The organism is Acinetobacter sp. H1(2024) (assembly GCF_046557555.1).
Lineage (GTDB): Bacteria > Pseudomonadota > Gammaproteobacteria > Pseudomonadales > Moraxellaceae > Acinetobacter > Acinetobacter seifertii.
Genome location: NZ_JBKGFO010000004.1, coordinates 226,136 through 241,883, shown reverse-complemented (window position 1 = coordinate 241,883; position 15,748 = coordinate 226,136). Strand labels below are relative to the sequence as shown.

The window sequence follows — 15,748 nt, the reverse complement described above, 5'->3', positions numbered from 1 at the left end:
CGGGAATGATTCCTAAAAGTTTTCTAATTTATAAAAATGATAAATTAGATTTATGTGAAACTCTGGCTATAATCGAAGAAAGATTAGAATTACCCAGTCCAATGGAGCAAGACGACATGGCAGGCAAAACTTTATATGACAAATTGTGGGATGACCACGTAGTTACAGAGCGTGATGATGGTTCGTGCTTACTTTATATCGACCGTCATTTATTGCATGAAGTAACAAGTCCACAAGCATTTGAAGGTTTGCAACTTGCGGGTCGTCAACCGTGGCGTTTAAGCGCAAACGTGGCTACACCAGACCATAACGTTCCAACCTCTAAAAAAGAGCGAGATCAGGGCATTGCAGGAATTGAAGATGATACGTCTCGTATTCAAGTTCAAACCTTAGATGATAACTGTAAGGCTTTTAATATTGTTGAATTTGGTATTAATGACATTCGTCAAGGTATTGTGCATGTTGTTGGTCCTGAACAAGGCTTAACATTACCAGGTATGACGGTGGTATGCGGTGACTCGCATACAGCGACTCACGGTGCCTTTGGTTGTTTGGCGCATGGTATTGGGACATCTGAAGTTGAACACGTTTTAGCGACACAATGTTTGATTCAGAAAAAATCAAAAAATATGTTGGTTCGTGTTGATGGCGTTTTAGGTAAGGGTGTAACACCAAAAGATGTTGTGTTGGCCATTATCGGTAAAATCGGTACTGCAGGCGGTACGGGTTACGCAATTGAGTTCGGTGGTCAAGTTTTCCGTGATATGTCGATTGAAGGACGTATGACGGTATGTAACATGGCGATTGAAGCGGGTGCTCGTGTGGGTATGGTCGCAGTTGATGATAAGACTATTGAATATGTAAAAGACCGTAGCTACGCACCAAAAGGTGAGCAGTGGGAACAAGCGGTTGCTTACTGGAATACTTTGCATTCAGACGATGATGCTGTTTTTGATGCAGTTGTTGAATTAAATGGCGCAGAGATTGAGCCACAAGTGTCTTGGGGTACTTCACCTGAGATGGTGATTCCAGTGTCGAAAGCTGTACCAACTTTAGAACAAGCCAAAGATGACGTACAACGTAGTGACTGGACGCGTGCGTATCAATATATGGGTTTAAATGCAGGTCAGGCATTGGGTGATATTCAACTTGATCGTGTGTTTATTGGTTCTTGCACTAACTCACGTATTGAAGATATTCGTGCTGCTGCTGAAGTGGTTAAAGGCCGTAAAGTGGCTTCTAGCATTAAGCAAGCCATGATTGTTCCGGGTTCTGGTTTAGTTAAACAACAGGCAGAAAAAGAAGGTTTGGATAAAATTTTCTTGGAAGCTGGTTTCGAGTGGCGTGAACCGGGTTGTTCAATGTGTTTAGCAATGAACGCAGACAAGTTACAACCGGGTGAACACTGTGCGTCGACATCAAATCGTAACTTTGAAGGTCGTCAAGGTAATGGTGGTCGTACTCATTTGGTGAGTCCGGCAATGGCAGCGGCTGCTGCAATCGCGGGTCATTTTGTTGACGTTCGTTCATTTTAATTCGGTCTGGAGCAAACCATGAAAGCTTATACAGTTGAACAAGGTATCGTTGCACCATTAGATCGTGCCAATGTTGATACAGATTTAATTATTCCAAAACAGTTTTTAAAATCGATTAAACGTACTGGTTTTGGCGACAACTTATTCGATGAACTTCGCTATTTAGATGAAGGCTACCCAGGTGAAGATAACTCAGTACGCCCAAAGAACCCTGACTTTGTTTTGAATCAGCCACGTTATCAAGGGGCAACTGTTTTAATTGCTCGTACTAACTTTGGTTGTGGTTCAAGTCGTGAACATGCACCTTGGGCATTAAACGAATATGGTTTCCGTACTGTTATTGCTCCAAGTTTTGCGGATATTTTCTTTAATAACTGTTTTAAAAACGGCATGTTGCCAGTCATTTTGCCTGAGAACATTGTTGATCAGTTATTTAAAGAATGTGCTGCGAATGAAGGTTATCAATTAACTATTGATTTAGCTGCGCAAGAAGTTCGTACACCAAATGGTGAAGCATTTAAATTCGAGGTAGATCCATTTCGTAAGCATTGCTTGTTAAATGGCTTGGATGATATTGGTTTAACTCTTCAAAATGCGGATGCAATTCGCGCTTATGAAGAAAAAACTAAACAGGTTCGTCCTTGGGTATTCCAAGAGATAAATTAACCTTTTGGTACATTTTAAACATAGTCATGGCGTCGTGTTCAAACTCTTGCTAACATGCTAAAGCATAAAAACACCTTAAAATTATGCACTAGATGAGGATTGGGCTTGAACAATGAAGAGGAACGTTACTCATAGCTTTTTGTTGGGCCTGTGCGCAATAACACTTAGTGCTTGTCAGAGCACTTACAATGTGGTCGATACTGTTCGTATTAAGCAGGCCAAACATGAAAATTTGGGGCAGAATGCAGCAATATATTGTTCGGGTGCAAAAAGTTGCGAATTCGAACGACTAAATGATATTACTGTCGTTGATGCTCAGACACGCAGAATTAGTAATCAGGCAATTCATCAAGGAATTGTGAGATTAAATGGATCGCTGTTGAGTCAAAGCAATAGTTTGTATCTGTCTGTGCCTGCTAAGCAATATGAAGTGGTCATTCGTTTTTATCCGATCTCTCCAGATCGGGCAGAAACGATCCATGTTATTCACCAATTTAAAGCTAATCATCGCTATATGTTTAAAATGTACCGAGACAAATCTAACCGTTCGGGCAGTTTGCTCAATGTTTCTGTACCAGATCCATTATGTGTTGACTTAGAGCAGGATGGGCGTGTCATTCGCCGTTTTTGTCGACCATTTGATGTAACCACAGGACTCGGTGAATTTCTCGAACAGAAAAAACTAACACCACGACAGTCATAACGCTGTCTTGTCTTTGAAAATGGAAAACTTCATGTCTAAACAGATTTTAATTTTGGCTGGCGATGGTATTGGTCCTGAAATTGTTGGGGCAGCAGAAAAAGTATTAAATAAAGTAAATGAAAAATTTAATTTGTCGTTGACTTGGGAACATGGCCTATTGGGTGGTGCAGCGATTGATGCTCATGGTGAACCGTACCCAGCTGTAACAAGTGAGCAAGCAAAGAAAGCTGATGCCATTTTATTAGGTGCCGTTGGCGGACCAAAATGGGACACCATTGAACGCTCTATTCGCCCTGAACGTGGTCTTTTAAAAATTCGTAGTGAACTTAACTTGTTTGCTAACTTGCGCCCAGCGATTTTATACCCACAATTAGCCGATGCTTCTAGCTTAAAGCCTGAGATTGTTGCTGGTTTAGATATTTTAATTGTTCGTGAACTTACTGGTGGTATCTACTTTGGTCAGCCACGTGGTATTCGTGAACTCGAAAATGGTGAAAAACAAGGCTATAACACTGACGTTTATTCTGAAAGTGAAATTAAACGCATTGCCAAAGTGGCTTTTGAACTTGCAGGATTACGTGGTGGTAAAGTTTGTTCTGTAGATAAAGCAAACGTTTTAGAAGTGACGGAGCTTTGGAAGCAAACGGTTACTGACTTACAGCAAGCAAACTATCCAAATATTCAGCTTTCACATATGTATGTGGACAATGCTGCAATGCAACTTGTACGTGCGCCTAAACAGTTTGACGTAATCGTTACTGGCAACTTGTTTGGCGACATCTTGTCTGACGAAGCAGCAATGCTTACAGGCTCAATTGGTATGTTGCCATCAGCTTCTTTGGATGAAAGCGGTAAAGGCATGTATGAACCTTGTCATGGTTCGGCGCCTGATATTGCAGGTCAAAATGTGGCAAACCCATTAGCAACGATTCTTTCTGTTGCAATGATGCTTCGTTATACCTTCCGTGAAGAAGCTGCTGCTAAAGCAATTGAAGATGCAGTAGGGCAAGTACTTGATCAAGGTTTCCGTACAGCCGATATTATGTCTGAAGGCATGACTAAAGTAGGTACAGCCGAGATGGGTGCAGCAGTTGTTGCTGCTCTTGCTTAATCGCTACTTTGCTAAAAAAAAATGCGGCTTTAAGCCGCGTTTTTTTATTGTCGAAAGGTTTTAACAGGCTTTGCCCTGATACTGGATTGATTCAGCAATGTCATTTTTAAGCTGAAAAATAACTTTGCAACTAAAATTAACATCGTAAGAATTGCTCCCTAAAGACCCCGATTGAATAGGGACTGGATTACCACCCATCTCAACATTGCTCACCATAGGAATTGGAATACTTAAGGGCCGCAAAATTGTGTAGATGAGTTGATTTGGTGTTTTTTGTGGAACATGAGCAATTTGAAAACCAAGACCACGTAAGTTTAGTTCTTGTTGAATGGTGGTCGACGATTTGCCCAGAAAGCCTTTTAAATATTCTTGTAAATCTATAGATTGCCGTGGATGAGTTGCACAACCGTTCAAATAAATAAGCATCACTGAGAGTAAACTTATTCGACATAGGGTCTGTATATTCATTTTTCTCTCTATCACATTATATTTATTATTAGATAACGGTAGGTTGGATTGCCTAGCTTGTAAAGAAAAAAAGGAAGTTTATGATAAATGGAGAATGAGTTTATCTAGGGATTCATACTCATATCCAAAAGGCTTTATAATTATTTTGCAAAAAACTTAAGGAAAACATGATGAAAAAAATACTTTTAGCATTTTTATGCAGCTTTGGAGTAACAGCAGTATATGCCGATAATTGTGACACTACTCGTAATACTTATGATGATATTTACTGTACAAATAAAATCTATGCGAGTGCTGATGCAGACTTGAATAAAAACTATCAGGCATTAAGAGCAAAATTGAATACGGCGCAAAAAAATACGCTTAAGAAGTCTCAACTTGCTTGGATACGTCAACGTGATGCTGAATGTACAGATTCAAATAGAAATAGTGTAGACGTGCAATGCCGTTTACAGACAACGCAAGAAAGAAACCATTGGCTGCAAGAAAGATTGCGTGAATGCCAAACAGTTGGATGTAAAACCAGTCGATTAAGTGAATAAATAACGCAATAAAAAAGCCACTTCATGATGTGGCTTTTTTGCATTCACTAATTAGCGAGCACGGTACGTAATACGACCTTTAGTTAAGTCATATGGAGTCATTTCGACTTTCACACTGTCGCCAGTAAGAATACGGATATAGTGTTTACGCATTTTACCAGAAATGTGTGCAATAACTTCGTGACCGTTTTCAAGACGTACACGGAACATCGTATTAGGAAGCGTTTCGGTGACAACGCCTTCGAACTCAATGAGTTCCTCTTTATTGGCCATAGCCTACCTGATGATCAAATTGGAAAGGCGCAAATTATAGTCAATTTATTTAAAAAAAACAAGATAGACATCTTCTTGTTAAAGCATCTGGTTAAACTATGACTAGTAAAAAAAGATGTAATTTTTTTCACAAAACAACTCTAATTCTGTTGTCAGTTTGGTCAATCAACGCTAATCTAAAATCATAGTTATTAGGGACTGTTCATGAAAAAAGAGTCAACAGCTCCTAAGTATCAATGAAGTATCTACATGGAAGGGCACTGCGTGGGTCAGCTAACAGATGCATCAGTTGTATTACGTTTTGGCTATCAAGCAATTCGTCGTGCAGGATTGCCAACAGAAGAAATATTAACTAAAGCGGGAGTCGCTTTAAATCAGGTCGATACCAATGCACGTACTCCGTTAAGTGCACAGTATGCCTTTTGGACTGCAGCTCAGGAAGTCAGTAAAGATCCAGACATCGGTTTGCATTTAGGTGAACATTTGCCTTTATACCGTGGTCAGGTCATTGAACACTTATTTATTAGTAGTGAAACCTTTGGTGAAGGGCTTAAACGAGCTTTGGCTTACCAACGTCTCATTAGTGATGCATTTGATGCAAAACTGGTCGTCGAAGATGGACGTTGTTATTTGACCAATGGTGAACAAATTGGTGCTGATAATCTTGTTAATCGTCATTTTTCAGAATGTGCGATTTCAGGTGTGCTTCGATTCTTCAAATTTATTACCGAAGGGCAATTTCATCCAATCTTCATCGATTTTAATTTCAGTGAAGGTGCTTCTGAAGATGAATATTTCCGTGTTTATGGCTGCCCAGTAAGTTTAGGACAAAAAGAAACAAGGTTATATTTTGACCCTGCCATTTTAGACTTCCAACTTTGGCAAGCAGAACCTGAACTATTACAATTGCATGAGCAGCTCGCAATTGAAAAGTTACAAGAACTGGCTCGTTATGATTTGGTGGGGGAAGTTCGTCGTGCGATTGGTTCGACACTGGAAAGTGGAGAAACCACGCTAGAAACTGTAGCAGCACAATTAAATATTACACCGCGCCGTTTACGGACGCAGTTAAGTGAAGCGAATACTAGTTTCCAGCAAATACTTTCAGACTATCGTTGTCGTTTAGCTAAAAAACTTTTGGCAAATACCAGTGAGAGCGTAGAGCGTATTGTGTATTTAACGGGTTTCTCTGAACCAAGTACATTCTATCGTGCGTTTAAACGCTGGACCAATGAAACGCCAGTTGAATACCGTAAGCGTAAACAGCATCGTTAAATACTAAAATTGGTTAAGCCTACTCAGGTAGGTTTAACCAATGTGGGCCAAGTGGTGGCTGTGGCAAGTCGAATTGCTCAGGGTAATAACATTGAATAAAGTAGAGGCCGTCAGGCGGAGCAGTGACTCCTGCCGCTTTACGATCTTGTGCCGCAAACATCGCATCGATATGGTCTATTTCATACATACCTTGACCAATTTCGAGTAAGCATCCGACAATATTGCGTACCATATGGTGTAAAAAACCATCTGCTTGAATATCTAAGACCAAGTAGCGACCATGTTCAAATAGACGGCAATGCGTTACATGTCGTACAGGCTTATTGGACTGGCATGCTGCGGCGCGGAAGGTTTCAAAGTTATGTGTTCCTTCAAATTTGCTAGCAGCTTTAATCATCTTTTGCACATCTAGCTGTTGGTAAATGTGCGTGACCTGTTTATGTAAGAGGGCTGGGCGACAAGGAGCGTTATAAATAACATAGCGGTAACGTCGAGCCGTCGCCTTAAAGCGCGCATGAAAGTTTTCATCCATCAGTTTAATCCACTGAATGGAAATATCTTTAGGTAACTGGCTATTTGCTCCTCTTAACCATCCTGTCTCTGGACGAATGGCATTCGTATCGAAATGAGCTACCATATTGGTTGCATGTACACCTGCATCTGTTCTACCCGCACCATGAAGTGCAATAGGTTCATCTGCAATTTTGCTGAGTACACGCTCAATCGTTTCCTGAACGCTGGCAACGCCTGGCTGTTGTGTTTGCCAACCTCGATATTGAACTCCGCTAAACTCAATACCGACCGCATAACGTTGCATAGCTTTACCTCTATTTAATGCAAATTTTCATTCCAATGGCTGAACCATTGTTCTGGGGTTGGGTATTTTAAATAGATTTGAAGTGCTTTTGCATAAAGATCTGCATGACTATGCGCATCATTAATGACAATTTTTGCAGTTTTGGCCCAAGCACTAATTGCATAACGTTGGTCAATGCCGCCAAAGGTCACTTGTGTCGCCAAGATTGGAACACAACCATGAGCATACAGTTCATCTAAGGTTGCCAATAGTTCAGGGTTTACTGCAATATTGCCTGTACCAAAGCCTTGTAACACCAAAAAGTGTGGTGTGGCAGGAAGTAAGTGACGTAACTGTTGTACCAAGTGCTGTGTTGCAATTGGTTGCATCATCCAGTTTAAAATCTGGAATGAAGCAGCTCTTTCAATTTGAGCATCTTGAACGATCAATTCATTTTGTTGAGGTGTAAACTCAACTTCACTACTTAAACCTGAAAATGCATCGAGTTCAGTCGTATGCGTTTTTAATGCAGTTTGTGCATGGAATACTTGATGATGAAATGCAAGATAAGCACCTACAGGTAAGCTAATCACTTGTTCTAATGCAAGATATAAGTTTTCAATTGCATCAGTAAATTCACGAGTATTATCACCTTGAATATTGAGTAACGGGTATTGGCTACCAGTAATTACAATATGACAGCTTTGGCCTAAAAAGCGAGCTAGGGTCGCAGCCGCATAACTGAGCGTATCTGTACCGTGAATAACAACGAAATGTTGATAGCCTTCAAGTTGTAGTTGTTGTATCCGTTGAATGAGGCGTAACCAATCAGGAGCCGTACAGGCACTGCTATCGACAATATTGGGTGCAGCGAAGCAGTCAACCGTTAAGTGTGGTGGAATCACTTTTTCAAGTTGAGGCAAGAATTGGTCGTAAGGCATAGGCGCTAAAGGTTCACCAATGCAACCAAAAGTACCACCCATATAAAATAAGGCTATTTTTTTCATATTTTTGCAGGCATAAAAAAGCAGTCATCTCTGACTGCTTATGGTAAATCGAACAGTTCTAAGAAGCTATGCGATTAAGTAGGTTTTTCGCATGTTGTTGTTGTTCTGTGTTGAATTTTTGCTCATCAGCTTGTAGTAAATTGCGCGCTGCTTGGTTCGCTCCAAACTTGATGTATTGCTCAGCCAGTTTTAAGTTAAGCTCATTTTCATTTACTTGTTTTAATTCTGGAAAAGCTTCTAGAAGTGGATCCTCTGTTTGAGCTTGCGTAACTGCTTCATTGACTACATCTATAGAATTTTGAGTTTCAAGCTCTGATACTGTAACTAATGCAGGCTCATCTAACGAAAACTCAAGAGGTGAGATTGAAGCTGCTTCTAATGGCGCTTGTTCTACGAGTTTAATTTCATCTAATGATGGAGCTTGTTCAGCAGGTTTTGTCTCTGAACTTGAAGGATTTAAGTCAAGATTAAAATCTAATGGATTGATGCTACTGTCTTGATCTGCTTTTACCTCTACTGCTTGAGTCTTATTCTCAGTTTCATGCAGAGGTGCCAAGTCAAAAGAAAACTCTAAATCAGCTAACTCATTTGTTTCTTGAGATGAAGATACTTCTGGTTCTTGCGGAGAAGTTGATACTTCTGTTTCATGTACAGGTTGGCTGGTATTTTCTGTAGTTGCAGTTTTTTCAAATGAAAAGTTAAATTCTAAAGGTTCAACTTCAACAGCAGATTCTTGTTTTACAGGAGCATAGTCTTTCTGCAAGTCATCAAAAGAAGTCTCAGAAGAGCTTGTTGTTAATTGGTCAAACTGAGCAGTTGTGTCCGATATAGCTTGTGGTTCTTCATGTGCTTTAGCTTGAGGAAAATCAATAGCATCAGGTTGTCTTGATGACTCATATTCTTTTTGTCTTGCTTCTGCTTTAATCGCTATTTCATTTAATGCCAAGCTGCGAATGTGGCTAATAAGTTGTTGAATCGCAAATTCATCTTTTTGAGCAATATGAACTTCAAGAAGTAATAAATACAATTCATGCTGGGTGTTGTCTTTTTTTAGTGCCTGATTGACTTGAGCTTCAGCTGCTGAAAACTGTTTTTCTCGAATGAGTTGTAGAATATTTTGACGAACAGTCTCAGGTACAGGACTGCTTTGTGGAAGAGCAGGAGCGACTTCTTCAACTACATTGGCTTTACTTTTTTCGCGCGAGCTTTTACTCGATTTACTACTCGCTTTTTTGCCCGATTTTTTACTTATACTTTTTGGGGAGGTGGTCTCTTGTTTTTGGCCATTCTCACGCTTTTTTAAAACAACGGCGACCACGAGTAATATGATAAACGGAATCACATATAACATTACTTTCCCCTTAAAAAATAAAATTTTGCAATATAAAGCGAGCTAACTCTGGTTTTAACTTAATGTTTTTGCTTGTGAGTTTGTTGCTGTGCTTTTAACTGCTGTTGTAACTCTGCCAAACGCGCATTCAGAAGTTGAATACGTTGGTCTTTTAAACTTAAAGTTTGATTTAGTTTGGTTACATTCCTTTGTAATGTAACGGTTTTTTTGCGAGTTGTCATAACTTTTACTGCTAACTCAGTATTGTTTTGACCTTGTTGTGTGCTCTTTTTTGCACTTCCATGAGTAGAATTTGGGCTGTTCTCTGCCACAATGCTCATTTCTGCTTGTTGTAAGCGATATTTAGCTCTACCAGAAGATGCTTTTGCTAAGTTAGTTTCACTCGATTTAGATTTTGTATGTGAAGCCTTAGCTGTATTTGCTGTTGTTAAATTTAGTGAAATTCCCTGACGCAAACGGTTTACATCACCTTGAATAAAAGCATGTCGGTTTTGAGCTTGGATATCTCGCATGACTTTAGCCACAGGTTGTTTGGTCTGTGCTGCAATACGATTGGCAATAGTCCATAAAGATTCATTACGCTGCACGACATATTTACCTGTAGGGGCTGGACCTTTATAGGTACTGATTTTCTGCTTTTTCGGTGTATTTTTACTTAATGCATTTTTTTGTTGAGCAGGCTTAGGTTGAGCCGCTTTTTTGACTGTAGTTGTTTGATTGTCACTGCTCGGTTTAAGAGAAGCGGCAGGCTGTTTTTCTACAGCAGATGGTTCATTACTCATTGCTGCGATAGTCTGCTGTGGCGCTTGAGTCGCAGGTTTTTCGGTAAAAGGCGTTGCTGGAGCCGAGTTATTCAAAGCAGGAGCAGTTCCAGTGCTAATGTTTAGATTGCGCTCACTAGCTGTAGTTTCGGCTACAGGTGTTGCTGTCTCAGCAGGTGTATACCGAGTACTTTCAGGTAGGTTTAACGCAATGTCTTTTTCATTTACGATAAATTGTGGTGAAAGTGGAGTTTCGTTAGCAGCCACCTTTTTGATAGGCGATGGCTTTAAAACAGTTTTAATATGTTGAAGGCGAGTTGCATTACCCTCACTGACTTTTACGACAATATTTAGTTCGGGATCAATAATAGGACGAGATGAGGTAATTACAATAACACCAGAACCTTGGCCATTTTGACGTGTATAAAAATTTAGATTACCAGGAGGTTGGTGAGTGACTCCCAAACCATTGAGATCTTCTTGAGTGGCTAAACTGACTTGCAAGGGAGTGTTAGGATCCGCTTGCTGAAAATTCATTTCTGCATAAAGTAATTCCCCAGGTGCAGATTGAATTTGAATAGGATCTAATGTAATCGCATAAACAGAAGGCGAAGACATAATGGTGAAAATGGCAATTTTTAATTTGTTATATGCAGTCATCTCAATCCATGACCTGATCAGTCGTAAAGTCGTTCAAAATTATACAATAATGAAATGTAAATAAATTGTTAATTTTTCACAAACCAGTTACGAAAAAGCCGATCAAATGTGATCGGCTTTTTATTTTGACTGAATAATTCAGGTCAAATTATGAGCTTTTGTATTCAACTAAAATACGCAACATACGACGCAAAGGTTCAGCAGCACCCCAAAGTAGCTGATCGCCTACTGTGAATGCACCAAGATACTCTTTACCCATATTGAGTTTACGTAAACGGCCTACAGGTACAGTTAAGGTACCAGTCACAGCTACAGGTGTAAGATCAGTCATCGATGCTTCACGTGTATTTGGTACAACTTTAGCCCACTGGTTTGAGTTACGAATCATATCTTCGATCTCATCAAGCGGAACATCTTTTTTCAGTTTGATCGTTAATGCTTGAGAGTGGCAACGCATTGCACCGATACGAACACAGTGACCATCAATAGGAACGATTTGAGAGTTACCTAAAATCTTGTTGGTTTCAACTTGACCTTTCCACTCTTCTTTAGATTGACCGCTTTCAAGCTGTTTATCAATGTAAGGAATTAATGAGCCCGCAAGTGGCACACCAAAGTTTGCAGAAGGGAAGCCTTCACCACGTTGTAACTCAGCAACTTGGCGGTCAATATCAAGAATTGCAGATTTAGGATCATCTAACAAAGTCTTGGTATTGTTGTATAAGTAACCCATACCTGTTAACAACTCACGCATGTTTTGTGCGCCAGCACCTGATGCTGCTTGATAAGTCATAGCAGTCATCCACTCAACCAAATTGTTTTGGAAAAGTGCGCCTACACCCATCAACATAAGTGATACGGTACAGTTACCACCAACGAAAGTTTTAGTACCTTTCGCTAAACCGTCTTTAATCACATTAAGGTTAACCGGATCAAGAACGATGATTGCATCATCAGACATACGTAAAGTAGATGCTGCATCAATCCAGTAGCCATCCCAACCAGTTGCTTTTAACTGTGGGAAAACTTCAGATGTGTAGTCGCCACCTTGGCAGGTAATAATGACATCCATTTGCTTCAGACTAGTAATGTCTGTAGCTTCCATAAGTGCTGGAGCAGTCTTACCACCAAATGAAGGAGCTTCACCACCTGCATTACTGGTAGAGAAATAGAATGGCTCAATATGAGCAAAATCATTCTCTTCAACCATACGTTGCATAAGGACGGAACCGACCATCCCGCGCCAACCGACCAGACCTACTTTCATGTCATTTTGCCTCGGTGCGTTAAAATTGTTAGGGGGAGTTGAGTGTATCAAAAGTGCTCACAACTGCAAGCGTTACAGAATCAAAACAGCAATTTTATTGAGTAGAATATCTTGTTTATGTTACATACAAAATTGATAAAGATGACAAAAACATTAAAAAACAAATCATCTTAAAAGAGAAATTTCAATGATTTATATCGAAGTTGTGTCTGTAGTGGTGATTTGGTTGACTTTCTGGTCACTGATCCCTCGTGATGAATGGTGGTTTCGAGGCGCTGATTTTCCACGGTTACAAATTTTGTTTGTTGGGCTAATTGCTTTAATGGGCATGTTGTTTTGGCCAACTGAATGGAATCTATGGCGTGAGATTTTACTTGCGGTACTTATCGCAGCAATTGCTTATCAACTTAAAATGGTTTTACCTTATACATTGTTTTGGAAAAAGCAGGTTAAAAAAGTTAAACCAAAGCAATTAGATCCTCAAAAGCAAATTTCACTTATTGTATCCAATGTACTTACACCTAATGATAAATATCATTTACTTCTTGAACATGTTGAATTATTAAAACCTGATTTACTGCTGACGTTAGAAACTGACAAGACTTGGGAAAATGCATTAAAAGAAATTGAGGAAGATTATCCATACCGTGTGCCTGTACCATTAGATAATTTATATGGCATGCATTTATATAGTCGACTCCCTCTTAAAAATACAGAGGTTAAATTCATTCTAAGTAATGAAATTCCTTCTATTCACACCACTGTAATCTTGTCCTCTGGAATGCCTGTTCAGCTCTACTGTTTGCATCCTAAACCACCTAGTCCAACTGAAGCAAAAGATTCAACACTACGAGATGCAGAACTTTTAATTGTTGGAGATCAGATTAAAGATCTAGATGAAAGTTGTATCGTGATGGGAGATTTAAATGATGTCGCATGGTCACGCACAACTCGTTTATTTCAACGTATTAGTGGGTTGCTCGATCCGCGTGTTGGACGACATTTTATAAATACTTTTCATGCAGACTATCCTTTATTACGCTGGTCACTTGATCATATCTTTCATAGCACAGATTTTGGTTTGATAAAGATGCAACGTTTATCTCATATTGGATCGGACCATTTTCCTGTTTATGTGGTTTTACAAACAGGTCGAATATTTGAACAAATTCAAGAAGAAGTTGAAGAAACTGAAGAAGATGCAAAAGAAGCCCAAGCTGCAATACAAGAGGGTATTGCTAAGGCTGAAAAAGAAGAAAAAGTCGTGACTGATGAAATTACAGAACCTTATAAAGGGAAAACTATATAAAAGCGAGTTGTAAGCAATATCGTACAAAGATTTGAGTCTAGGTCCAATAGGCAGGGAGAGCTAAAACCCTTATTCTACATTCATCGGCACACGGAAGCGGGAATGGATTATCCCAAGTAAGGATGCACTAAGCTGATATGGAACGACATCACGGATAAGATGTTAGAACGGAAGCGATAAAAAGAATTATATACCCTGAAAGCACAACCTCATTTACCCGAGTTTTGCAGGACGCAGAACTCGGGTTGATATCTTATATAAGTACCATTTAATTAATTATAAATTAAAGAAATATTTTAAGGTTCTCTTAATTTAAAAATCTATTTAATTATAGGTAGTAGTCCATAAATTTTTTTATATATCCGAGCCCTTTTTCAATGAAAATAGATACAAAAATTTTTTTAAATAAGTTTTTGTTTTTATAGATTATTGAAGAATAAATATAGGCTTTGATCTATTTAGGTATAAATTGGACTTGTTTAATTGGCAAATCTCAATAGAATGTGCCGATCGTTGACATGTTGGATCGTCAACAGGCATTGTTGTTTACTTCGCCGGATCGGCGGGTTGTGATTTGCTTGTGCATTTAAATTTCTGTTTGGAAATTAGTGTACATATTGAGGTTTCACTATAAAAATAGTGTTCTTCTCCCTCTCATATTTGATACTTTGCGGTGCATAAGGATTGTCTTATGAAGAATTTTAAATTTAGCCTTGCGTGGCAAATTTTAATTGCTTTAATCCTAGGGATAGTTGTCGGGGCTGTTTTACATAATCAGCCTGAAATCAAAGATAGCATTGTAAATAACGTTCTTACTCCATTAGGTAAGATCTTTATTAGCCTGATTAAAATGATTGTTATTCCAATCGTTTTCTCTACATTGATTTTAGGTATTGCTGGTGTAGGCAGTACAAAAAGTCTAGGGCGTCTTGGTTTTAAAACCATTCTCTATTTCGAAATTATTACTACTATTGCTATTTTGGTTGGCTTAGTTGCAGCGAATATCTTCCACCCAGGTTCAGGCATTGATATGTCTCAGCTGGTTCAAACAGATATTTCTCAATATAAGCATACAACTGAAGAAGTTCAGTCACAGTCTCATGGCATCATGCAGACAATATTATCGCTTATCCCAACGAACATTATTAGTTCAATGGCGCATGGCGAAATGTTACCAGTGATTTTCTTTGCTGTACTTTTTGGTATTGGTCTATCTTCATTACCAGCTACAACTAAAGACCCATTATTAAATGTATTTCATGCTGTATCGGAAACAATGTTCCGTGTAACGCACATCATCATGAAATATGCGCCAGTGGGTGTATTTGGTTTGATCGCTGTAACTGTTGCAAACTTCGGTTTTGCTTCACTTATTCCATTAGGCAAATTGGTTGTATTGGTTTACGGTGCAATCTTGTTCTTTGCTTTAGTGGTACTTGGTTTAACTGCAAAAATGTTCAGTATCAATATCTTTACTTTGCTTAAGATCTTGAAAGATGAATTAATTTTGGCATATTCGACTGCAAGTTCAGAAACAGTTTTACCGCGTATTATGCAAAAAATGGAAGCTTATGGCGCGCCAAAAGCAATTTCTAGTTTTGTAATTCCAACAGGTTATTCATTTAACCTTGATGGTTCTACGCTTTACCAAAGTATTGCAGCAATCTTTATTGCACAGCTTTACGGTATCGAAATGTCAATCAGCCAACAAGTTATTTTGGTTGTAACATTAATGATCACTTCTAAAGGTATCGCGGGTGTTCCTGGCGTATCGTTTGTTGTGTTATTAGCGACATTAGGTAGTGTTGGTATTCCTGTAGAAGGCCTAGCATTTATTGCTGGTGTTGACCGTATTATGGATATGGCTCGTACTGCGTTGAACGTTGTAGGTAACGCGCTTGCGGTACTTGTAATCAGTAAATGGGAAAAACAATACGACTATGAAAAAGCTGCTGCTTATGAAGCAACATTTAAATAAGACTGCTTTCTTTTAGTTGTAAAAAAACCCGCGATCATCGCGGGTT

Annotated in this window: 15 protein-coding genes; 8 read left to right on the top strand and 7 right to left on the bottom strand. The window is 39.1% G+C overall.

Annotation, left to right across the window (positions count from 1 at the left end; translation table 11 throughout):
• Nucleotides 1-116 precede the first annotated feature (116 nt).
• The 4 genes from leuC to leuB all read left to right on the top strand — a co-directional run bounded on the left by leuC (nucleotide 117) and on the right by leuB (nucleotide 4,015).
• Nucleotides 117-1,535 (top strand): 3-isopropylmalate dehydratase large subunit, encoded by a 1,419-nt coding sequence (gene leuC, locus ACLCEG_RS13035; protein ID WP_212511959.1) that lies wholly within the window; start codon nucleotides 117-119, stop codon nucleotides 1,533-1,535.
• A gap of 18 nt (nucleotides 1,536-1,553) precedes the next feature.
• The gene (leuD, locus tag ACLCEG_RS13030) at nucleotides 1,554-2,201 is read left to right on the top strand and encodes a 3-isopropylmalate dehydratase small subunit (protein ID WP_410567810.1); all 648 of its coding nucleotides are present in this window, start codon (nucleotides 1,554-1,556) and stop codon (nucleotides 2,199-2,201) included.
• A 112-nt stretch (nucleotides 2,202-2,313) separates the two neighbouring features.
• A complete protein-coding gene (locus tag ACLCEG_RS13025) occupies nucleotides 2,314-2,904 on the top strand; it encodes a hypothetical protein (RefSeq protein WP_004698919.1) in 591 nt (196 codons plus the stop codon).
• 31 nt (nucleotides 2,905-2,935) lie between these two features.
• Complete coding sequence (gene leuB, locus ACLCEG_RS13020; RefSeq protein ID WP_077164956.1) at nucleotides 2,936-4,015, top strand: 3-isopropylmalate dehydrogenase; 1,080 nt, start codon at nucleotides 2,936-2,938, stop codon at nucleotides 4,013-4,015.
• Nucleotides 4,016-4,075: 60 nt separating this feature from the next.
• Here the strand turns inward: leuB and ACLCEG_RS13015 are convergent, their stop codons facing one another.
• Entirely contained in the window at nucleotides 4,076-4,483 is a 408-nt protein-coding gene (locus tag ACLCEG_RS13015) for a hypothetical protein (protein WP_410567808.1), read from the bottom strand.
• A gap of 167 nt (nucleotides 4,484-4,650) precedes the next feature.
• Between ACLCEG_RS13015 and ACLCEG_RS13010 the strand changes: the two genes are divergently transcribed.
• Entirely contained in the window at nucleotides 4,651-5,025 is a 375-nt protein-coding gene (locus ACLCEG_RS13010) for a lysozyme inhibitor LprI family protein (RefSeq protein ID WP_086495926.1), read from the top strand.
• A gap of 51 nt (nucleotides 5,026-5,076) precedes the next feature.
• Here the strand turns inward: ACLCEG_RS13010 and infA are convergent, their stop codons facing one another.
• Nucleotides 5,077-5,298, bottom strand: coding sequence for a translation initiation factor IF-1 (gene infA, locus ACLCEG_RS13005; RefSeq protein WP_001284370.1), 222 nt, complete (start codon nucleotides 5,296-5,298; stop codon nucleotides 5,077-5,079).
• A gap of 264 nt (nucleotides 5,299-5,562) precedes the next feature.
• On the opposite strand from infA, the gene ACLCEG_RS13000 reads away from it, so the two are divergent.
• Nucleotides 5,563-6,573, top strand: coding sequence for an AraC family transcriptional regulator (locus ACLCEG_RS13000; protein WP_004883404.1), 1,011 nt, complete (start codon nucleotides 5,563-5,565; stop codon nucleotides 6,571-6,573).
• 19 nt (nucleotides 6,574-6,592) lie between these two features.
• Here the strand turns inward: ACLCEG_RS13000 and truA are convergent, their stop codons facing one another.
• The 5 genes from truA to asd form a co-directional block, all read right to left on the bottom strand.
• A complete protein-coding gene (gene truA / locus ACLCEG_RS12995) occupies nucleotides 6,593-7,390 on the bottom strand; it encodes a tRNA pseudouridine(38-40) synthase TruA (protein WP_216985725.1) in 798 nt (265 codons plus the stop codon).
• A 14-nt stretch (nucleotides 7,391-7,404) separates the two neighbouring features.
• On the bottom strand, nucleotides 7,405-8,376 hold the full coding sequence (locus ACLCEG_RS12990; protein WP_410567806.1) for an asparaginase: 972 nt from the start codon (nucleotides 8,374-8,376) through the stop codon (nucleotides 7,405-7,407).
• Between the two features lie 58 nt (nucleotides 8,377-8,434).
• Nucleotides 8,435-9,727: a hypothetical protein gene (locus ACLCEG_RS12985; RefSeq protein ID WP_410567804.1), complete on the bottom strand. Its 1,293-nt coding sequence runs from the start codon at nucleotides 9,725-9,727 to the stop codon at nucleotides 8,435-8,437.
• A gap of 59 nt (nucleotides 9,728-9,786) precedes the next feature.
• Nucleotides 9,787-11,148, bottom strand: a complete 1,362-nt coding sequence (locus ACLCEG_RS12980; RefSeq protein WP_410567802.1) for a FimV family protein — start codon at nucleotides 11,146-11,148, stop codon at nucleotides 9,787-9,789.
• 148 nt (nucleotides 11,149-11,296) lie between these two features.
• On the bottom strand, nucleotides 11,297-12,415 hold the full coding sequence (asd, locus tag ACLCEG_RS12975; protein ID WP_002053322.1) for an aspartate-semialdehyde dehydrogenase: 1,119 nt from the start codon (nucleotides 12,413-12,415) through the stop codon (nucleotides 11,297-11,299).
• Between the two features lie 187 nt (nucleotides 12,416-12,602).
• Between asd and ACLCEG_RS12970 the strand changes: the two genes are divergently transcribed.
• Both ACLCEG_RS12970 and gltP read left to right on the top strand, forming a co-directional pair.
• Complete coding sequence (locus ACLCEG_RS12970; RefSeq protein ID WP_410567800.1) at nucleotides 12,603-13,724, top strand: endonuclease/exonuclease/phosphatase family protein; 1,122 nt, start codon at nucleotides 12,603-12,605, stop codon at nucleotides 13,722-13,724.
• A gap of 691 nt (nucleotides 13,725-14,415) precedes the next feature.
• Nucleotides 14,416-15,702 (top strand): glutamate/aspartate:proton symporter GltP, encoded by a 1,287-nt coding sequence (gltP, locus tag ACLCEG_RS12965; protein ID WP_004698899.1) that lies wholly within the window; start codon nucleotides 14,416-14,418, stop codon nucleotides 15,700-15,702.
• Nucleotides 15,703-15,748 lie beyond the last annotated feature (46 nt).

Coding starts and splice junctions, on each gene's coding strand:
- leuC (WP_212511959.1), top strand. CDS start 117: ATGGCAGGCAAAACTTTATATGACAAATTGTGGGATGACCACGTAGTT.
- leuD (WP_410567810.1), top strand. CDS start 1,554: ATGAAAGCTTATACAGTTGAACAAGGTATCGTTGCACCATTAGATCGT.
- ACLCEG_RS13025 (WP_004698919.1), top strand. CDS start 2,314: ATGAAGAGGAACGTTACTCATAGCTTTTTGTTGGGCCTGTGCGCAATA.
- leuB (WP_077164956.1), top strand. CDS start 2,936: ATGTCTAAACAGATTTTAATTTTGGCTGGCGATGGTATTGGTCCTGAA.
- ACLCEG_RS13015 (WP_410567808.1), bottom strand. CDS start 4,483: ATGAATATACAGACCCTATGTCGAATAAGTTTACTCTCAGTGATGCTT.
- ACLCEG_RS13010 (WP_086495926.1), top strand. CDS start 4,651: ATGATGAAAAAAATACTTTTAGCATTTTTATGCAGCTTTGGAGTAACA.
- infA (WP_001284370.1), bottom strand. CDS start 5,298: ATGGCCAATAAAGAGGAACTCATTGAGTTCGAAGGCGTTGTCACCGAA.
- truA (WP_216985725.1), bottom strand. CDS start 7,390: ATGCAACGTTATGCGGTCGGTATTGAGTTTAGCGGAGTTCAATATCGA.
- ACLCEG_RS12990 (WP_410567806.1), bottom strand. CDS start 8,376: ATGAAAAAAATAGCCTTATTTTATATGGGTGGTACTTTTGGTTGCATT.
- ACLCEG_RS12985 (WP_410567804.1), bottom strand. CDS start 9,727: ATGTTATATGTGATTCCGTTTATCATATTACTCGTGGTCGCCGTTGTT.
- ACLCEG_RS12980 (WP_410567802.1), bottom strand. CDS start 11,148: ATGACTGCATATAACAAATTAAAAATTGCCATTTTCACCATTATGTCT.
- asd (WP_002053322.1), bottom strand. CDS start 12,415: ATGAAAGTAGGTCTGGTCGGTTGGCGCGGGATGGTCGGTTCCGTCCTT.
- ACLCEG_RS12970 (WP_410567800.1), top strand. CDS start 12,603: ATGATTTATATCGAAGTTGTGTCTGTAGTGGTGATTTGGTTGACTTTC.
- gltP (WP_004698899.1), top strand. CDS start 14,416: ATGAAGAATTTTAAATTTAGCCTTGCGTGGCAAATTTTAATTGCTTTA.